The sequence below is a fragment of the Paraburkholderia sp. Cpub6 genome (genome assembly GCF_014201065.1).
In the GTDB taxonomy this organism is placed as follows: Bacteria; Pseudomonadota; Gammaproteobacteria; order Burkholderiales; family Burkholderiaceae; genus Paraburkholderia; species Paraburkholderia tuberum.
Map to the genome: position 1 here is coordinate 1 of NZ_JACHDM010000048.1, position 18,229 is coordinate 18,229.

Annotated in this window: 10 protein-coding genes and 1 pseudogene; 4 read left to right on the plus strand and 7 right to left on the minus strand. The window is 58.0% G+C overall.

The features are described from left to right. Both tnpC and HDG33_RS35435 read left to right on the plus strand, forming a co-directional pair. The coding region (tnpC, locus tag HDG33_RS35430) for an IS66 family transposase (protein ID WP_260330708.1) at positions 1-1,368 on the plus strand (1,368 nt) is incomplete at its 5' end. 2 nt (positions 1,369-1,370) lie between these two features. After that, positions 1,371-1,964: a plasmid pRiA4b ORF-3 family protein gene (locus tag HDG33_RS35435; RefSeq protein WP_184040707.1), complete on the plus strand. Its 594-nt coding sequence runs from the start codon at positions 1,371-1,373 to the stop codon at positions 1,962-1,964. Between the two features lie 540 nt (positions 1,965-2,504). Here the strand turns inward: HDG33_RS35435 and HDG33_RS35440 are convergent. Continuing rightward, a pseudogene (locus HDG33_RS35440) lies at positions 2,505-2,792 on the minus strand (porin); the annotation flags it as partial. An 850-nt stretch (positions 2,793-3,642) separates the two neighbouring features. Beyond that, positions 3,643-7,167, minus strand: coding sequence for a sialidase family protein (locus HDG33_RS35445; protein ID WP_184040683.1), 3,525 nt, complete (start codon positions 7,165-7,167; stop codon positions 3,643-3,645). A 588-nt stretch (positions 7,168-7,755) separates the two neighbouring features. Here HDG33_RS35445 and HDG33_RS35450 point away from each other — a divergent pair. Further along, the gene (locus HDG33_RS35450) at positions 7,756-8,367 is read left to right on the plus strand and encodes an endonuclease NucS domain-containing protein (RefSeq protein ID WP_184040686.1); all 612 of its coding nucleotides are present in this window, start codon (positions 7,756-7,758) and stop codon (positions 8,365-8,367) included. Positions 8,368-8,785: 418 nt separating this feature from the next. Continuing rightward, positions 8,786-9,946, plus strand: a complete 1,161-nt coding sequence (locus HDG33_RS35455; RefSeq protein WP_184040689.1) for an IS30 family transposase — start codon at positions 8,786-8,788, stop codon at positions 9,944-9,946. A 360-nt stretch (positions 9,947-10,306) separates the two neighbouring features. Here the strand turns inward: HDG33_RS35455 and HDG33_RS35460 are convergent, their stop codons facing one another. The 5 genes from HDG33_RS35460 to HDG33_RS35480 form a co-directional block, all read right to left on the minus strand. After that, a complete protein-coding gene (locus tag HDG33_RS35460) occupies positions 10,307-10,774 on the minus strand; it encodes a hypothetical protein (protein ID WP_184040692.1) in 468 nt (155 codons plus the stop codon). A gap of 454 nt (positions 10,775-11,228) precedes the next feature. Then, complete coding sequence (locus tag HDG33_RS38180; RefSeq protein ID WP_184040695.1) at positions 11,229-14,300, minus strand: CHAT domain-containing tetratricopeptide repeat protein; 3,072 nt, start codon at positions 14,298-14,300, stop codon at positions 11,229-11,231. Positions 14,301-15,118: 818 nt separating this feature from the next. Continuing rightward, positions 15,119-15,733 (minus strand): tyrosine-type recombinase/integrase, encoded by a 615-nt coding sequence (locus HDG33_RS35470; RefSeq protein ID WP_184040698.1) that lies wholly within the window; start codon positions 15,731-15,733, stop codon positions 15,119-15,121. A gap of 375 nt (positions 15,734-16,108) precedes the next feature. After that, positions 16,109-17,047: a haloalkane dehalogenase gene (locus HDG33_RS35475; RefSeq protein ID WP_184040701.1), complete on the minus strand. Its 939-nt coding sequence runs from the start codon at positions 17,045-17,047 to the stop codon at positions 16,109-16,111. Further along, entirely contained in the window at positions 17,044-17,634 is a 591-nt protein-coding gene (locus HDG33_RS35480; RefSeq protein WP_184040704.1) for a TetR/AcrR family transcriptional regulator, read from the minus strand. The genes HDG33_RS35475 and HDG33_RS35480 overlap by 4 nt, the downstream gene beginning before the upstream one ends. Positions 17,635-18,229 lie beyond the last annotated feature (595 nt).

The following is an 18,229-nucleotide window of genomic DNA, read 5'->3' on the forward strand; positions in this document are numbered from 1 at the left end:
GACGGGTCACTGCCGCAGCAGGATGCCGTGGCGGCACCGGCGCCAGAACCGGTGCCGGATGAACCCGTAGACACGACAGCGCCGGTGGTTCCACTTCGCCGCCGCTCGCGCGAATTCCCTGCGCACCTGCCACGCGAGGTGGTGGAGCACAAGCCACAGGACTGCGACTGCCCCGAATGCGGCGGCCGGCTGCGCAAGCTCGGTGAAGACGCCTCCGAGATGCTGGACTACGTGCCGGGGTACTTCCGGGTGATCCGCCACGTGCGCCCCCGGCTGAGCTGCAGCCGTTGTGCGAAGGTCGTCCAGGAAGCGGCGCCGTCGCGCCCGATCGCACGCGGCATGGCCGGTGCGGGTCTGCTGGCACAGGTGATGGTCGCCAAGTACGCTGACCATATGCCGTTATACCGGCAGGCAGGAATCTATCGCCGTGCCGGCATTGAACTCGATCGTGCCACGCTGGCCTCGTGGGTTCGCGAGTGCGCCGCACTGCTGCAGCCGCTGGCGGATGCCGTTGGCCGGTATGTGCGTGAGGCGCAGAAAATCCATACGGATGACACGCCCGTCCCGGTGCTGGAACCCGGACGCGGCAAGACACGTACGGCACGCTTGTGGACGTATGTACGCGATGACCGGCCGGCGGGCAGCCGGGCACCCCCGGCAGTCTGGTACCAGTACTCGCCCGACCGCAAGGGAGAGCGACCTCGTACGCATCTGCAGGGCTGGTCGGGCATCCTGCAGGCAGATGCCTTTAGTGGCTACGATGCGCTGTACCGCGATGGCACGATCATCGAGGCAGCGTGCTGGGCGCATGTGCGGCGCAAGTTCTACGACCTGTACGAACTGGAGCGTTCGCCGGTGGCACAGGAGGCACTCAGCCGTATCGCGGCCCTGTATGCCATCGAGCGCGAGGTGCGCGGCCGCAAGCCGGAGGTCCGGCAGTCCGTGCGCGTGGCGCGGGCATTGCCGCTCGCAGACACACTGAAGGACTGGCTGGAACATACGCTCGCGCAGGTCTCGGCGAAGTCGGGCCTTGGCAAGGCAATCCGGTATGCGCTGGGAAACTGGCCTGCTCTGGTGCGCTACTGTGAAGACGGGCGCATCGAGATAGATAACAACACCGCGGAGCGATCGATCAGGCCGCTGGTTCTCGGCAGGCGCAACTATCTGTTCGCGGGTTCTGATGGCGGTGGACAGAGTGCGGCGGTCATCTACAGTTTGATCGGAACGGCACGCCTGAATGGCATCGAACCGTATGCATACCTGCGCACGGTGTTCGGGCGCATCGCAGAGCATCCCATCAACCGGATCGACGAGTTGCTGCCGTGGCGTTTGATGCCGCTGGAGCAGCCGCTCCGGCAGGCTGCATGACGATGGCATCGACTCGCAAACCTGCGTTAAGCGCGGTCAATTCACAGGTACCGGTCTACCAGTTGCACATCGAGCTGAAGTATCTGAAACCGGCGGTCTGGAGACGGGTGCTGGTCCCCACCTCGATCAAGCTACCGAAGCTGCATGTCGTGCTGCTGTGGGCGATGGGCTGGGACGGCGGCCATCTGCACGAATTCGTGTTCGGCGACATCAACTACGGGGTGCCCGATCCGGACTTCCCGAGTGACCCACCGATGCTCAACGAAGCGCGGGTGAGCCTGGGCCGTGCGCTCGGTGCACTGAAGTCATTCACCTACATCTACGATTACGGTGACAACTGGCAGCATCGTGTGAAGGTCGAGAAGGTCCTGCCGCCTGATCCCGAGTTGCGCTCACCCATCTGCCTGGGCGGCCGCAATGCCTGTCCGCCGGAAGACGTTGGCGGCGTACCCGGCTACATCGAGTTTCTCGACACGATCATCGATCCCGCTCATGAGGAACATCAGCGGTTGCTCGACTGGTGTGGCGGTAGCTTCGATCCTGCTGCCTTTGACCTCCAGGACGTCAACGAACGCCTCTTCGAGATCAAATTCTGATCGTCAAGGCGGCCTTCAAATGTCGCTTACGATCAGGGTCGGCTCATGCCTTTTGCATAGCTCGCGCGCCCGAGACGATCGTCGCGCTCGTTCGTCGGGCGCTGGTCGGCCACAAGCAGTCATCCGGCCATCGGATACTGCTGCCATTCGAACGTCGGAAATAGCTCAAGAGCCGACTGATAAACTGCCTAGCTGAGCTTGGACTGGCAGCGGCTTCATTATCGCCCCAAGCTCGGACCGACGGGAGTCCTCTCCTTCGCATCATTACTCGAATAGTGGTTCGTTTTGAGCGGTTTCTGCGCTTTCCGGCGTCGATCAGCACTCGGCCCCGTGGCGGGCTTCTGACGGTGGAAACGACGCACTTGGCGTCTCCGAGCCGGCCGCGCAACCGGCCGCCGATAAACCTTTCCTCCCGGAGTGACGCGATTCACGAGGCGGCAGGTCTCTCAGAAAGTAGCCGATGACAATAAAAAGGTGCGACACGATGGATGTCGCACCAATACGCGTTTCTCTCGCAGCAGCGTAAAACTGTCCGTTCGTTTAGAACGAGTGCTGAATGCCGGCGTAGACCCCGGACTGACTATGTCCCGGGAGGGGATGTCGGTGGCGACGGATGTTCCCGGATTGTTCGCGTTCAAGCCGAAGTTGGCTGACTTGCTATTCCTCACGGTGGCCAATTGGAGGTCAAGCAACGTGCGCTTTGACAGGTTGTAGGAACCTCCTATGGTATAGATCGTCGCGTTTCCGGAGCCGTTGTTTCCGTTGACGTGGTAGGCCGGCAGCAACCAGAGCAGCGGCAGGCGTCGCCTGCCAAGTGATGCCTCCCCATCCTTTAACCGGGCCCGGCGCTCGATCGGGCAATCGGGTCTACGTTTATTTACGAAGATTCTGACAGCGCTTTTCCACCTGACCGACCATTCTTTTGAATGTCAGTTTCCAGCATGCCAATTCCGCAGGCTGCCCGACTCGATGTTTCCCGCTCGACGTGGCCCGTTCTCCGCGACAATGGCACGCCATTAACGGGCAGTATTTCGCAGAGTAAGCGAGTCGCGGTGACATCTAGCAGATCGCCCTCCGTTGCACATTGAAGTCCGAACTTCACCTTATCGGTTCGTGGACGTAAAGTCCGGCGAACGCGTTTAGCGGTCGGCTCTGCCGGTTTTTACTATAGACGACGACACCTAAGGTTGCTCTGCAAAACAAGCTACGGGGAACGACAAATCATCTCCGGATAGTCTATCCTTATTCGGGATAAGGGAAGCCTCTGCACCCGCGTTTAACAGGGTATGGGCCACCGTCATTGATGTTTGAGAATGAGGAGGAGCCGCAATGTCTCCCCAGGTTCTAAAAGTGTTGTGGATAGAGGGCGCGCTAGCGGTCGGAAGTGCGATCGCGCTGGTTGCCACGGTATTGTGGCCTCAATGGCTGGAAATGACCTTGGGCCTGAAACCAGACGGCCGGGACGGATCGAGCGAATGGGGCCTTACCTTCGCCCTTGCCACGCTGACAGTGCTCTTTGTAGTCCGGGCTGGTTGGACATGGCGCAGGTACCGCACCAGATAGTATTAGCCTATCCGGGCAGCGTGCTGGAAGTCTGCCGCGCTTACATAGGCAGACTTTCTTTCGTTCGAATGCGCATCCCGCATTCGCCCTTTCCGCTAAGACTATCTCAAACAGCTTAGTCCTCGTCATGTCGTAGATGATGATCTCCAAACTGGATTGGCGGCTCGTGTATAACTATCGACGCGGCGACGTGGTCGGATCCTCTGTGCGCCCAGACCGTCACGCGCAAGCGTTCATCCCATACGCGCTTTGCCAATAGGGCGATGTGCTGTTCCCGGCTATGGAAGTGGTGCTCTCCATGGGGAGTACGCAAAACAAAGCCGTCGAAATCACCAAATTCATCGTAGGCGAGTCCAACGATTTTACCCGTATACCGCTGTTTTTCCATGCCCGCAGGTGTGGGCTCGATTGTGCCTGTGGGAGATGGCTTTATCTGGCTGGGATCTCCGCCGAAAGCCTTGACCCGACCGGCGATTACATCGAGATACCTCGAGAACACCGGATGCCAGCGACTGGTCGATGAGATGGCGCCGGCAATCCAACGCAGTAGCGCGAGGTTTCTTTCTTCGGTAAGACGGAGTGAGCCTTTTTGCCTGACGGGGATGTTGAGCTGAAAGGCTCCCATGACACGGCGCCACTGCGAGTATTCGTATTTGATCCCACCACGTCCTCCGGCGTGCACCTGCGCACTTGAAGCGTTGCCTCTCACCTTTCCCCGCGTTCTGGCGACTTCACTGCGTTGTGCGCGGAAGGCGTTGGTGACTTGCCGCACGACTACTGTGAATCCCTTCCCATGCCAATGTGAAGACGCAGGTTCAACGGTGATCAGACCCGCGTAGTTGGAACCCGACGCGGGGGGAATCGGGACATAGGTGACGCCACCTGTGCGACATTTGAGCGTGTGCCTGTCATGCCGGGTCAGTCCATGCGTAACATACATCCTCGACGCGAGGCTCAGGATTTCGTCTGCATTTGCGGCGGGGAGATAAAGTGTCCCGACGCTCCCATCGGGGGTACCCCCCCAGTCGATCATCAGTTCGTCCACCATCTGGCCAGGGGCAAGTCCGACCGGTGTCGGGCGAATTTCGAAAGTGGTAACCGCCGTGGCGGACCCAACATCGCTCCACGCAAGATTTCGTTGCGCAAGCTTGTCCCAGTTTGACGGATCTTTCCCGGGTGGGATGGTGACTGGATCGAATGCGACTTCTGCGATGAGGCACTGGTGCAGGCTTCTCAAAATTGCTTGCTGGATCGGTAACGCCGGATTGGAAATACTTTGGAATGGCCCATCCGGATGCAAGGAGTCAACTTGCGCGGGCAGCACGTTCTGCGATTGGTTAATGTCAAGCCAGGAACCAAAGAAGGTATCGACTTCCGAACCGTCGCCATGAGCAACAATCCGCTGTACGTTTCCGAAAATTGTTCCGCTGCCGTCGTCACGGGAGTCGACCTGCTGATCCATGCCTGAAACGGTCGAATCTACGCGCGGGAGCGCAAAAAACGGGATGGTTACATACTCGTTCCCTATGATCCCCGCCAAGGGGATTGGTTGACCGGCCGGATTGGATGGCGCGCGCCTGTACTGGTACCCTGGCGGATAGTCAAAAGCGCCCGACGTAGTCTGCGCCTGAAAGAGCCGGAAGAAAACGCGGACATCCGACGCGCCAATCAAGCCGACATAGCGCACCCTTGCAAGAGCGAAATTGTAGACGGGTCGCTGTTGATTATCCGTCGCATAGAGATATAAAGCCGACTGTTCCTCGTCGGGCGAAAGCACGCTTGAATCATCGAAGGACTGACTCGCCGCGGTGCCGCCGCCGTTGGTAAGATTCTTGGCGACTTGCTGGATAAAGTCCGTGGCCGCTGTCGCGCCGTTACCCATGGTCACGCCGAACTTGGATTCTCCAGGCCGCATCACAAATACACGCAGGTCGATGCTGAGCCAGGTGGGATCACCATGCAGCACAAAGGGGTCAGGCTGTTTAATGAGTTCGATTTGGGCAGTTGCGGATACATCCGCGACAGTAGCGCTAAGTGTCAAAAACTCGGTGGATCCCGCAAACGCAAAAGCCGGGTCACTCGCGTCTGGACCAAAATCGATATCAAAAATGAAAGTGAATCGTTGAACCTCGGGTCCGTAGTCTCCGTTTCCCGAAAAGTTTCCCGTGCAACTGACCGTCATACCAGGGCCGGGTGCGGCGACGTTGATAGTCGATCCGGTTCCTGTGACATTTATCTGTGCGGCCGAGTAACCATCAACGACGACTCGAAACGCGTCTGGAATAACGGCGTTGGCGCCGCCAGCCAATTTCCGCCGGGCATCGACTTCGTCCTGGCCCAAGGTACTTCGGTTGACAATGATTTCGCACCGCCGCTGCGGAACAATCGCAGTAAAGAGCTCCTGGATGCCAGTGCGCGTATCCGTCCATAGCGGATAGAATCCGTTGCTATTGGCGTCGAGACCCATGTAGTCGCCAATAAAGGTGACGCTGGAATTACCATGCGACCATGGTGCATCTACCGTGGGATTCCATGGCTGATCGGTCACAGGGTAATGGACAAACGAATTCCCTCCATCGAACGACTGAGCCATGATGACATCGATCAACGGCGTCGTGGGCTTGGGGCCGAATTCATAGAACGAGCATCCGATGACACCATCAGGGTTGTCGATGATCTGTGGATGGAAATGGTGAAGAGTTGACGACAGCGGTCCTGTGAGCAGGGGGCGACCAGATGAGCCTGTCACCCACGATGCTCCCCGATCGTTTGACTGAGCATAGTAGATGCGGGAAACGCCTTCGCGATAGTCGGCCCAGGCGACCATAACGGTCGAGCCGAAAGCACAAGCCGTCGGGTCGGTAAGTACACGGAAATTACCGCCCGGAAATATTGGAAAACCTCCCGGTGCCGGCAACGCGTCACTGAGCGTCGTGATCCCCGTCGCGGGCGATGGAGTCGGCTGGAACGTATCACCACCATCTCTCGACACCGCCAGCCGGATTTCGTCACCTGAAATTGATGCGACAAATATTGTCCCATCTTCCGCTACGTCTATCTCAGGGTACATTGAACCGTTAGCGATGGCGCCGCCCGAAGGTGAGGCCGCTGCTCCCGGTCCAATCCATGTCGCGCCGTTGTCCTTCGTGCGCGCGAACAGGATTGTTCCCGAGTTCGTATCGTCCCATACCGCATACACGTTTCCATGGTGAGGACTTGCGGGATTCGAATCACCAGAGGCCCATTGCTTGTCGTCTCCGGTACTCTGATGGATCATCTTGGGCGGGCTCCACGTCTTGCCGCCATCGGTCGATTTGTATATAACGATGCCGATCGTGTCCCAGGTCGGAGGATTCTTACCCGCAAGTCCAACGAGAAAGACGTTCCCGACATCGTCCCACGCCATTGTGGGATCGGTCATGACAGTAAATCCCGGCATCGCGAGCGCTGCTGAATCAGTCCATGACAATCCACCGTCGGTCGAATACTCGGTCGCAAGCGTGAAATCGTATGTCTGAATGTTGTTGAACTTCTTCGACGCAGAGACAACCTGAAGCGGATTATGCGGATTGATGACGAGGCTGGACTCGCTGCGCGCATTGTTCAAGCTTATGTCGTGCGTCACCTGGATGTTTGACATGTCGCCTCCGGTTCAGCAGTTTCGGCGTGGTGGACCTTGGGAGTCCGCTCACGTCACATTACTAACTCAGGGCGTACTGGCTGGGACCCTGGATGGGCACTTCGCTTTCCCTGCTTCTTTCGATATTCCGGAAACCGGGATAGTTGCTCAAAACGACGAAGCGGACCGTAAACAACGATTCATGTATCCGTCGAAGACAGACCTACAACCGGATTCTAGGTCACAGTGGATGCCTTGCAAGCACGACGCGCCTGGTTTATCGATAATTAATATCAACCTGTCACCACGCCGCTGTTTGTGGTTGCCTATTTTCGGTTTTCCGATGACCACCAGACACTCGCTGGCAGTGCAGTGGCACGTTTTCGGTAAAGGTCATCCGTTCGTTGGCGGTCCCGCGCGATCGCGGCTCGGCAAGCTAACACCACTTGCAATATTGCTCAAGAACCTTGGTTCCGTTTCGCTTCGCACTTGTACTAGCATAAATCTAGACTTCAGTTCATCGTGCGCCTTCACGTAAATATTCGAGCAACATGCGACGGCAGCGTAAAGCTCACGTCGATGTGGGACTGGGTCCGGACCCATCCCGCGATGACCCGGTGCGACCTCAACGACCCGAACACAAATACCCACAAGATTCGCGACGATTTCAAGCGCCAAGGCTGGGACGTAGTAGTCGCGGGCAACCAAGTTCGGATCACACCTCCCGCGTCGGCTGAACGTGTCGCCGAGGTGCTGGGGATGCCGGAGTCAGATGATTTCGTCGACCAGGATGAGGAAATCCAAAATGCATGGTTTTCCTTCGAACGCGAACTGCAGGCGTTTATCGCAGGAAATCTCGCCACGATCGATGTTGGCGGAAAGCGCCTCAAGCTATATTCAGACGAACGCAGTCACGGCATCGAATATCCAACGGATGTCGGCCTCATCGATATTCTCGCGCGCGACGAAAGCGATGGCGCGCTCGTCGTATTCGAACTGAAAAGAGCGACGTCGCCGGATCGCGCGGTGGGTCAAATCGCCCGGTATATGGGATGGGTTCATGTGCACCTCGCCAATGGACGGCCTGTGCGCGGGGTGATTGTTGCCCGGCAAACCAGCGAATACCTTCGGTACGCGATGATCGCCGTCCCCGATTTGTCCGTCTATGAGTACAACGTCAAATTTGCGCTGACGCCGGCGCGTGCGCCCAGCGCCGATTGAGAGCGCCACGAGACACATGTTTTAGTGTGCCAGGCGCTACGCTAGGCGCATGACGGTCGACCGCTAAGCATCATACATTGACAATCGCTAGTGCCATTCGCCGACGCCGATTTGCAAATGGCGAAAACCAGCAGGCAACCCACCGCCCCCCAACGCCGAACGCGTCGGCTAAGGCCGATGACTTGTCCGCGAGCGACGGTACGGAACGACCCTTCCACTCAAATACCTGCCCTTGCAAATGCGACGGCTTGACCGGCAGCAACGGGTCGGCTACGGCCGACCGTTTGGGGCTGCAGTCGGCCACAATCCGCCGTTCACATACGTCGTCGGCCGGACGTTCAGGCGTCGGCTCTACCCGGCGGATTCAACCGGTCGATGCAACACAATGAACGTCGCATGAGCGGCGGGAGTGTTGCAAATGAAACAGAGGCGCCGGATCTATTACAGCGAAAGCCAGAAGGCATTGATGTGGGAACGCTGGCGTAAAGGCGAGTCGTTGCAGCACATCGCCGAGCTATTTGACCGCAATCACTCGTCAGTACAGGGAATTCTGGCGCAAACTGGAGGAATCCAGCCGGCACCCCGCCAGCGATCCAGGCTGGCGCTCACGCTTGCCGAACGCGAGGAGATTTCGCGAGGCCTCGTCGCGGGCGATTCGATCCAGTCAATCGCCCAGCGACTGTCGCGATCACCGTCTACGATCTGTCGCGAGATCAAGCGCAACAGTGGGCAGGCCGGCTATCGGGCCAGCCAGGCCGACGAGCTTGCATGGGATCGGTCGCTGCGCCCGAAAGTCTGCAAACTGGTCGAGCACCGGATGCTGGCTCATATCGTGGCCAACAAGCTCCAGTTGCAGTGGTCGCCCCAGCAGATTGCTGGATGGCTCAAACGCGCCTGGCCGGGCAGCGAGGACTACCACGTGTCACACGAGACCATCTACCGCAGTCTTTTCATTCAGGCACGGGGTGCATTGAAGAAAGAGCTGCTGGAGCATTTACGGCGCACCCGGGCCATGCGCCGCTCGCGCCATCACACGCAGAAAACGGACGATCACGGCAGGATCCGCGAAGCGGTATCAATCCGTGAACGCCCCGCCACCGTGGAAGATCGCGCGGTGCCGGGACACTGGGAAGGCGATCTCCTGTGTGGCAGCGGCGGCAGCCAGATTGCAACGCTTGTAGAGCGTCAGACACGCTATGTCATGCTGGTGAAGATCGCGAGCAAGGACAGTGAATCGGTTGCCAATGCGCTCATCAAACACGCTGGAAAGCTGCCTCGGGAACTCTATAAATCGCTTACGTGGGATCGGGGAACAGAGATGGCGGACCATAAACGGTTCACCATCGCCACCGACATTGCCGTGTATTTCTGCGATCCCAAACACCCCTGGCAACGCGGCTCGAATGAAAATACCAACGGCCTGTTAAGACAGTACTTTCCGAAAGGCATCGACCTGTCGGTCTACTCACAGGCCAAACTCAACGCCGTGGCACGAAGGCTGAACGAGCGACCACGAAAGACCCTGGATTACGAAACACCGGCTGAACGATTCCATCGAACTATTGCATCGACCGGTTGAATCCGCCATTTCAGACCGGGCAATCTGTGATCGGGTCCGACGGACTCGGCACATGGACGCCCCCGGTTTGCCAAGCTTTCAAATCGTGAAGGCTGGAAGGTAGATTGCAGCCGTACATTCGGTACTTTCGCATGGGAAGTACGATCACCCGACAGAGATGGCGTTGCTGCAGTGTCAATCAGTTGACGAACCCACGATCGGAAGGCTGGTCATCTGGGACATTTATGGACATACAGCCGCGAGCAAGGTCGCGCCGCGAATCGTCGATCTACGAACCGCAGATGTATCGAATCAGCCGCGAAGCGATGCGGACCAAAGGGTTTGCTTGCAAGGAGGAACGATGTCTATGAGTCGCACACGTTACACAGTGTAGAGTTGCGTCCCAATCTCGGTCCCTTCGGCGTAGACTTTCAGCGTGACGTCGCCATGTTTCGCCTCCTTATTTTCCTTGAGCAGTTTACAAAGATAGAGCACAACATGAAAATCTTCGGGAACTATGCAACCATGGCTTCCGATGTTACCTCGGCCATGGATGGCAAAGCCAGTCCTTCCGAACATTTCGTTCCCAGCGGATGGAATCAGTCTAATCCAATTCGCCTTAGATTCATGCAATTGCAAAAAGTAAGTCCCCTGAGGCAACGGTCCAAACATACGGCTTCCTGGTCCTCCGATATGAGTAGCCAGGGAATTATTTGCTAGCAGCCTATTTACCGCGCCCTTAACCTTTGATCCAGATCGACCTCCCGATCCCGCTGAAGCGCATATATGGTGTCCTGCGATTTTTCCCTTCAGGATGCCGGACTCGATGTTGTACGTAAGATCTGCCATGATGGATCGGCTCCATTTAGTGGTCCTTTAAGGACGGCACTATCAGTATCTGCTCATACAGCGTTGACCAAGTGCATTCTGTGCGGCAGCAAACATGTGTTTTCTTTCCGTAATACCCAGCCGCGACACAGTCGAACTCGCAGCGGATCTGGCTGAAAGCAATCAACAGAAGCAAATACGTGGGCGGCATCAATGGAAGTAGTCGCTAATGTTAGGGTAACTGCGTTGACCTGAGAAACGGGAACTGACGCAGCAATCGGTCTGGTCTCGATCGTAACGTCAGCTGAGCCACGCACGGTAAAAATAAACGCGCGACGATGCGCAACCCGAGTTCTTTGCCTGAAGCAAAAGAACAAAGGCATGGCAATCGTGCAGAGGGTCAACAACGATGACGCGTATCCTCGCACGGCCAAGCTGACACACGGGTGACCGCCAGACTGATGATGCAGACGTCTTAGCTTCCTCCTCCGTCTCCAAAGAGTGCGAACGGTGCCCAGAAAAGGGGGTGGGCATACGACACGATCATCTTGCCATCTCTGAACCGTCCAGATTTGTCGATCATCGCTATCATGGCTTGCCGCAATGCTTGTGCGCGTCCCAGCGTCGGATCCGCCTTTTGAAAAGAGAACAGTTGGGTTGTCAGTTCTTGGGCCGATTCGGTTTCCACTGCCCAATGCGTCGCAAGCAGAGCGCGCGTGCCCGCGAAGAAAAAAGCCCGCCCGAGGCCTGACACCGCCTCGGAACCCGCGCCATCGGCCGCTGCGGTATTGCAGGCCGACAGCACAACCCAGTCGGCGTCCAGTTTGAGCGCGAGCACATCATCCATCTTGAGCAGCCCATCGCCCGTGCCACCCACCACGCGTGGGTTGGACAAGGCCAGAGCAGGTTGCTCGAGCCCGTCGAGGTCGCCAGGCACCAGTCCGTGCGTGGCAAACATGACGATACGGCGATCGGCGAGCAACGGGCTCTTCGCCGCCCTTACCGTCGCAGCCGCGCCGAGCAAGACGTCCGAGCTTTCATCCGCACCAAGCGCACGGGCGACGTTGCGCACCTCGTCGGCCGTTTCCGGGAGAGGCATCAGATCGTCCAGATGCGCCGAGACGAGCGCCTGGTTGTCCAGTGCGCCACGATTGGTGATACGTGTATCAAGTACATGGATGGTGCCCGCACCGCGTTGGCTCAATTGAAGCGTTCTGGCTGGCTGATCTGCGCTAAAGAGGGGGTCGCCGAAGCCGATGAAATTTTTGCGGGTGCCGGTCACCTGCGATACTCGACGCAGACTGACGAAGGCCGCTGCCGACGGCACGCTCGAAGTGGCGTGCGTGCGGACCAGCCATGCGACCTGCCGATAACCGTCGAACATCGCCTGACCGTCGGTCCGACGCGCCGGCAAATCCACGGGCAGTAACGCAAACGGCACGAAACCAAGCGCTTCGTCAGGGACGATGACGAGCGAATGCGCGTGCTCCCATCCCGGCCGTACAGGTTCGAGCACCTGTTTGTAGATGGCGTGGCTCGCGGCGAAATCGAACGGCTTAATGCTTGCGAAGGTATCGCCATGTATTTCGGTCGTCGCCCGGACCGACGCCACAAGGCGGCCAATTTGCTCACGCCCGCCGCTGGACGCGCGAAACATGATCGAGCCGGAAGGATCGACACTCCAGATGTATGTGCGATCGCCGGTGAGGAACGTCATAACCAGCGCTTCGTCGGATTGCAGTGCCTTCGCGACCGCGCTCACGCCCACGCTTGGCGATTCCAGTGCGTCGCCGCGCTCGCCGAGGTGCGCGGTTAACTCCTTGTGGACACTTTCCTGTTCTTGCTGAGTCTGCTTCAGTTCGTCGACGAGATTTGCCGTGATCTGCAGGATCTGCGGGCTCGGTCGAGTGGCTGACAGCGTCGCGAGATGAACGCGCAATGCACTCGCGCGCAAACTGAGATCCTGTTCCTGACGAACGGTGTTTCCTGTTTGCGACGACGAAGCGGCGGCTCGCGCGGACGAAGCCTGAATCGCTCGACGCACCTCGCCTTCGCGTGCCGAATCTGCCATGACAAAAGCTTGCTCGGCCATCTGCCGCCTCGCGTTGCCATCGCTCGCGTGCGCAGACGCGTCGAACAGCATGCCGACGTAGCATTCCGTCAGGAGACGGTAGCGCACATGGTCGAATCCGTTATCGGCCCCAGGGTTCCTGGCGTGTTGTGCAAATACGTCAAACTCCGCGATCGCCGCGGCACTCTGTCCGGCATGCACAAGTGCGAACGCATGAATCGCGCCTGCCTCGACCCATTCGCGGCTGCCTTCGCCGTACATGCTGCGCCGCAGTTCCACCAGGTTACTCGCGAGCGGAAGCGCCCGCGCGGACTGGCCATTCGCGGCCAGAGACAGAATCGCGTCCGGGGACTGCTGAAAGAGCGATCTCGCGAAGAAGTCGTCGTCAGGCAGCGCCGCTTTCGCCTGCTCAAACGATGCAAGGCTCCTGGACAAGTCACCTTCCGCCAGAAAGATTCGCCCTTTGAAATGCTCAATCAGGCGGCGTTGACGTGCATTGGGTGGCACCTTCATCTCGTCCAGAATCGCTACGGCTTCGTCACTGAGACGAAGCGCATCGGCAATGTGATTGCGGGCATAAACCGCTTCGCCCAGGGCAAGAATGGCGTCGACGGTATCAAGGTTGTTTCGCCCCACTCGATGAAGCAGCGTGCGAATCACCTGACGATCTATCGCCTCGGCCTCGTCATATCGCCCCTGCATCACCAGATTCGTGGAAAGATGCAGCAACCGTTTCTCAATCCAGTTGGGCGTCCGGTCTTTGCGGGCGCTGTCTTCATACGCGGTAATTGAGTCGCGTATATACGGCTCGGCTTTTCGCCACTGCCCGTCCGACTCCAGTATCAGATATTCGACTGTCGGGGCGCGCCACTCCTGTGGCGGATCGGATTGGTTGATGCGGGTCATCAATTGTTGGGCTCGGCGACCCGCATTGCGAGAGTTGCTCGTGTCGCCCATTGATGCATAGATGGCACTCAGCGTTTCATAGTTGCCGATTGATTTCGGCACCTCGCGTAACGCCTGTTGCATGAGCTCGATGGCCGTTTCGAAGTTGCCGGCCGCTGATTCCGCGTTGGCGAGTTCGCGTACCACGTCACGTCGCACACCTGAGACGCGAGTGGGCACCGTTTGCTCATAGGCCGTACGCAGATCGGCGAGCGCCTGTTCGGGACGGCCAATCTGTTCGGCTGCACCCGCACGTTTCCAATAGAAGGTCACGGGGCTTTGACCTTCCGGCGGCGCGCTTGCTTCGGCCATCGCCGTGAGACGTTGCAGCGTGGCCTCGTTGCCCTTCACGGTGCGGATTTCCGTGAGCATGTCATTCGTGTTCCGCGGCGGCTGCAGGATCGGCTGAGCGGATGTCGAGAGCGGCATCTTTGCCGCCTCGTCGTGGCGTGTCAGCGCGCCGGACGAGCAACCGGTAAGCAGCACCGTGGTAAACCACAATGCGAGGCGCACGTTCGATTTCGCTTTCACTCGCCTCCTTTGGCCGAAGCAACGCCAAATAAAGGTCGTTCCTTCAGCCTTATTCTCTGCGTATGACGGTCGGTTCTTAGTAAATGGTTCGTTCCCACCCGTGACGCGTCGATCCAGTGTAGTCACGGAAGCTTACGAGACAACACGAAAGCACTTACCGAACGCTAGCCAAGTAGACTATTTCACCTTGGGCGAGTTGACCGTCGGAAAAGGAACGTTTGCAACGTCTGCATACATACGGGAGAGCCGCGATGCGTACACGCGCTCATCTATGTCTCGAAACATTTCGTCGGACCGGTCCCGTCTTCGAAATGTTCGCTAGCGTACATTTCGAACAAATGACCTCGGCATACATATAGTTGGATGCACCCCGTCCGGGTACGCGCTGGCGAGCGCATTGCATTGCATCGCATCGCCGCAGCGTCTCCAGTATGTCATCCGGTGCCACCTCTCGCCGGACAAGTCCCAGGCTCGGAAGACTAGTCGAAGTTCCTTTTGCCGATGGCTGTGCGGCCGGCAATGATCGGAAGCCAAGCGACAGCTCGTGGGAGGGCCGACATTCGCGGTTGTCGAAACGCGAATGTCGGGAAAGCATCTCGTAACCGCCTCACCAACGCTGGTCTCCGGCTGTCGAGAATGGCCGAACTGTACTCGACGGTCCTCGGGCGAATCTCCGATGCACGCCATTCATTCGGGTGACGGTTTCGCAGGATGGGTGAGCGGCGACAACTTGCCCGCTTCGCCGGAAAGAGGCGCGACAGAAAGTGGCCGCACGAATGCGCGTGCAACATCACGTCGTGCGACCAGCGCTGACTGCACTAGAGTTCAGTTTGTTCGGAAATCTCCAGCGCGTCATCGACTTCAATGCCAAGATACCTGATTGTGCTTTCAATCTTGCTATGGCCGAGCAACAACTGGACGGCTCTGAGATTCTTGGTCCGTTTGTAAATCAAGGTCGCCTTCGTACGGCGCATCGAATGGGTGCCGTAGACTGTCGGATCAAGTCCAGTTGCGCTCACCCATCGACTTATCATCCGGGCATACTGCCGGGTGGAAAGATGCGGGGACGCCGACAGTCGACTCGGGAAGAGGTACTGCTCCGATCGCAGGGCGGCCTTGTCAAGCCACGCGCGGACTGCCGACCGGGTCGGCTCACTCAGCTCAAATTGGACGGGACGCTTGGTCTTTCGCTGAACGACTTGCGCCCGCGGCAAGACCTGGTTGACGTGAGTGACATCGCGAACTCGCAGACTGACAAGATCGCAGCCACGCAGTTTACTGTCGATTGCGAGGTTGAACAAGGCAAGATCGCGGACAGCATGAGCGTTCTGAAGGTGGATCCGGATGGCCCAGACGTCTTTGGGTCTGAGCGGTGGCTTCTGGCCGACCAGCTTGCCTTTATTCCACGCTTCACGGGATTGTTCGGTCTTCATGGCAGACTCCCACAGGGAACGATGGGAGTTCCATTGTGAAACTACGCTCTCGCCACTGTTCACGATCGTGCCGATTGTTGCCGCCAGCGCATTCCCAACCATCGTGACTCAACGGCTGGTTCACATCGAAATTCGACCAGATGAGTGGCAGAGGCGTTTCGGCCTTTGCCGACGTTCGACGAGGCTCCCTTGGACGTCAGCAATATGACGGGTCGCCGACGGTGACGGCGTCGTGCAGCGGGACGACCGCTTCCGGCATCAGCGAACTCACACTCCCGACCCGGAGCGCTCTCTCGCACTTTGGCGGCGAATGTCCGCTGAGCTTCCACGGACCGGACGCTCACAGACGACGGTCCTTATCCGCTTATCGGCTTTTCATTCCGGCCCGCGCATCAGAGGAATGCCTATAATGTCAGCCTTTGTTTTTGGGCTGGAGCTTACTCCCAGTCCGACCAGCCACTCATTGATAGTGGCGCCGATGACCTCAGGATGATCCTCCTGCAAGTAGTGAATTCCGGCGCCAAGCTCAACTACTCTGCAGTCCTTAAGTTTCTTCGAAAAACTCTCGGCGACGGTCGGCGAGACCAGAGAGCCTGGATTTGCAGTGAAAAGCAGCTTCGGATAAGACGACTGTGCTAGAGCACGATGTGCGTTCTCCAAGGTTAAGTACACATCCGCCGGTTCTCCAGCGATCGGCAGTTCATTCGGGAAACGCCAGGTTGGTCGACGCGACTCGGGAGTTGGAAATGGTGCTCTGTAAACCGACATTTCCTCATCCGTCAGTTTTCGTACGGTTGCAGCGGGAAGAACCTGCTCTACGAATGCATTTCCTTCAAGAATCATTTTTTCACCCACGCCAGGCGTCCTGAACTTCTGAAAGGTTTCGCGTGCATCCGCGTGAAAATCCTCCCAGGTAGGCATTGGCCAGGTGAACTCCATAAAAGCTAGCCCACGGATAAACTCCGGCCTTCGGGCAGCCAGGTGAAATGCCAGTGCGGTTCCCCAGTCCTGCGCTATGACAAATGTTGACGAGATTCCAGCGTTATCGAGGAACGCATCCAGGTACCGAACATGATCCGCAAACCGATACGCAATGTCCGGTTTTCCCGATTGACCAAACCCGATGAGATCCGGCGCGATGCAGTGCGCCACGGGTGAGACCAGGGGAATGATGTTCCGCCATATGTACGACGACGTTGGGTTTCCGTGCAGAAAAAGCGCGACCGGTGCTTCGGGATTTCCCGCTTCCCGATAGGCCATGGTGGAACCCAGCACATTCACTCGCGGCAATACAACGTCAGAAAGAACGATCATTTCTGCTCCTTGAATATGGTTTGGAAAACGATGTTCTTGAAGCGATCGAGGGCGGCAGGGCCGCGTTCCACCTTCATGCGAAGAATTGCGCCTTCCCAGGAAGCCAGGAGAAATTCGGCGAGATCCACCGGATCGAACGTTGAATCGATTTCACCGGCGGCTTGAGCCTCGGCGATGCACGAGGCAAATGGAGCACGCCATTCTTGGAATATCGCCTCGAGCCTTTCGCGCAAGAGCTCGCTTTGAGAGGCGGTCTCAAGACTGAAATCGCCGATCAGGCAACCGCGATTCCATTTGTCGTCTGCCAGCACGCGGCTGATGATGTCCAGATACCGCTTCAGTCGCTGCCGGGGAGTAAGTGACTTGTCGTTCAAAGCCTCTTTGACTAATCCCTTGGTGTGAGCAAAATAGCGGTCCAGCACTTCCTCCGCAAAAGCCTCCTTGGAGCGGAAGTGATTGGTGAAGGAGCCGTGCGGAGCACCTGCCGCTGCGCAGATATCGCGCACACTCGCCCCTTCGTATCCCGACCGAAGCATCACCTGGAGGCCGGCAGCGAGAATGTCTTCGCGAAATGATGGTTTGCTCATAATAGAAATACAGTCGTACGTATTCCAGTACAATACAGTCGTGCGTATTTACGTGTCAAGTTCTAATTTAACCGCCCGGAGCCTGCCCATCGCATGTACCGTCGCCTGGATGGAGCCGCATTAATTTGACCGGCAGCTACGCGTGGCACGGCTAGCGGGGCTTCCGGCCGTAGCAGGCGATAGATCGGCACGCCAAAGCCTTCAGTGGCAAGGATTCGTACAAATTGGCCCGATAAGCCGCACCTTCATCTCCAAGACGATTGGCTTATCGACGCCCGTTTGTCAGCCGTGGAACGGGCATTGCGAAATCCTGAGCTTCGTCTCAACCAGGGAGTCAGCCAGGGCTGAGGAGTGGCTTCCATTACGGGATCAAACGGCGGCTCGGCAACTCTTGAGCAGACATTCGCCAATGAATTGCGGAGGACCGTAGATGGCCGACTCCAGTCCACGATGCTCACTGCCCACGCCGCGCAGCAGGAAGATGGGTGGTGTTCTTGCAAGTAGACGAGCGCAACCTCTTGTGGCACCGGGGCTGACTCGATGGCCCCGGGCTCGCCGCACGTCACATCATTCCGCTGTTGCTGCCAGTACTGCC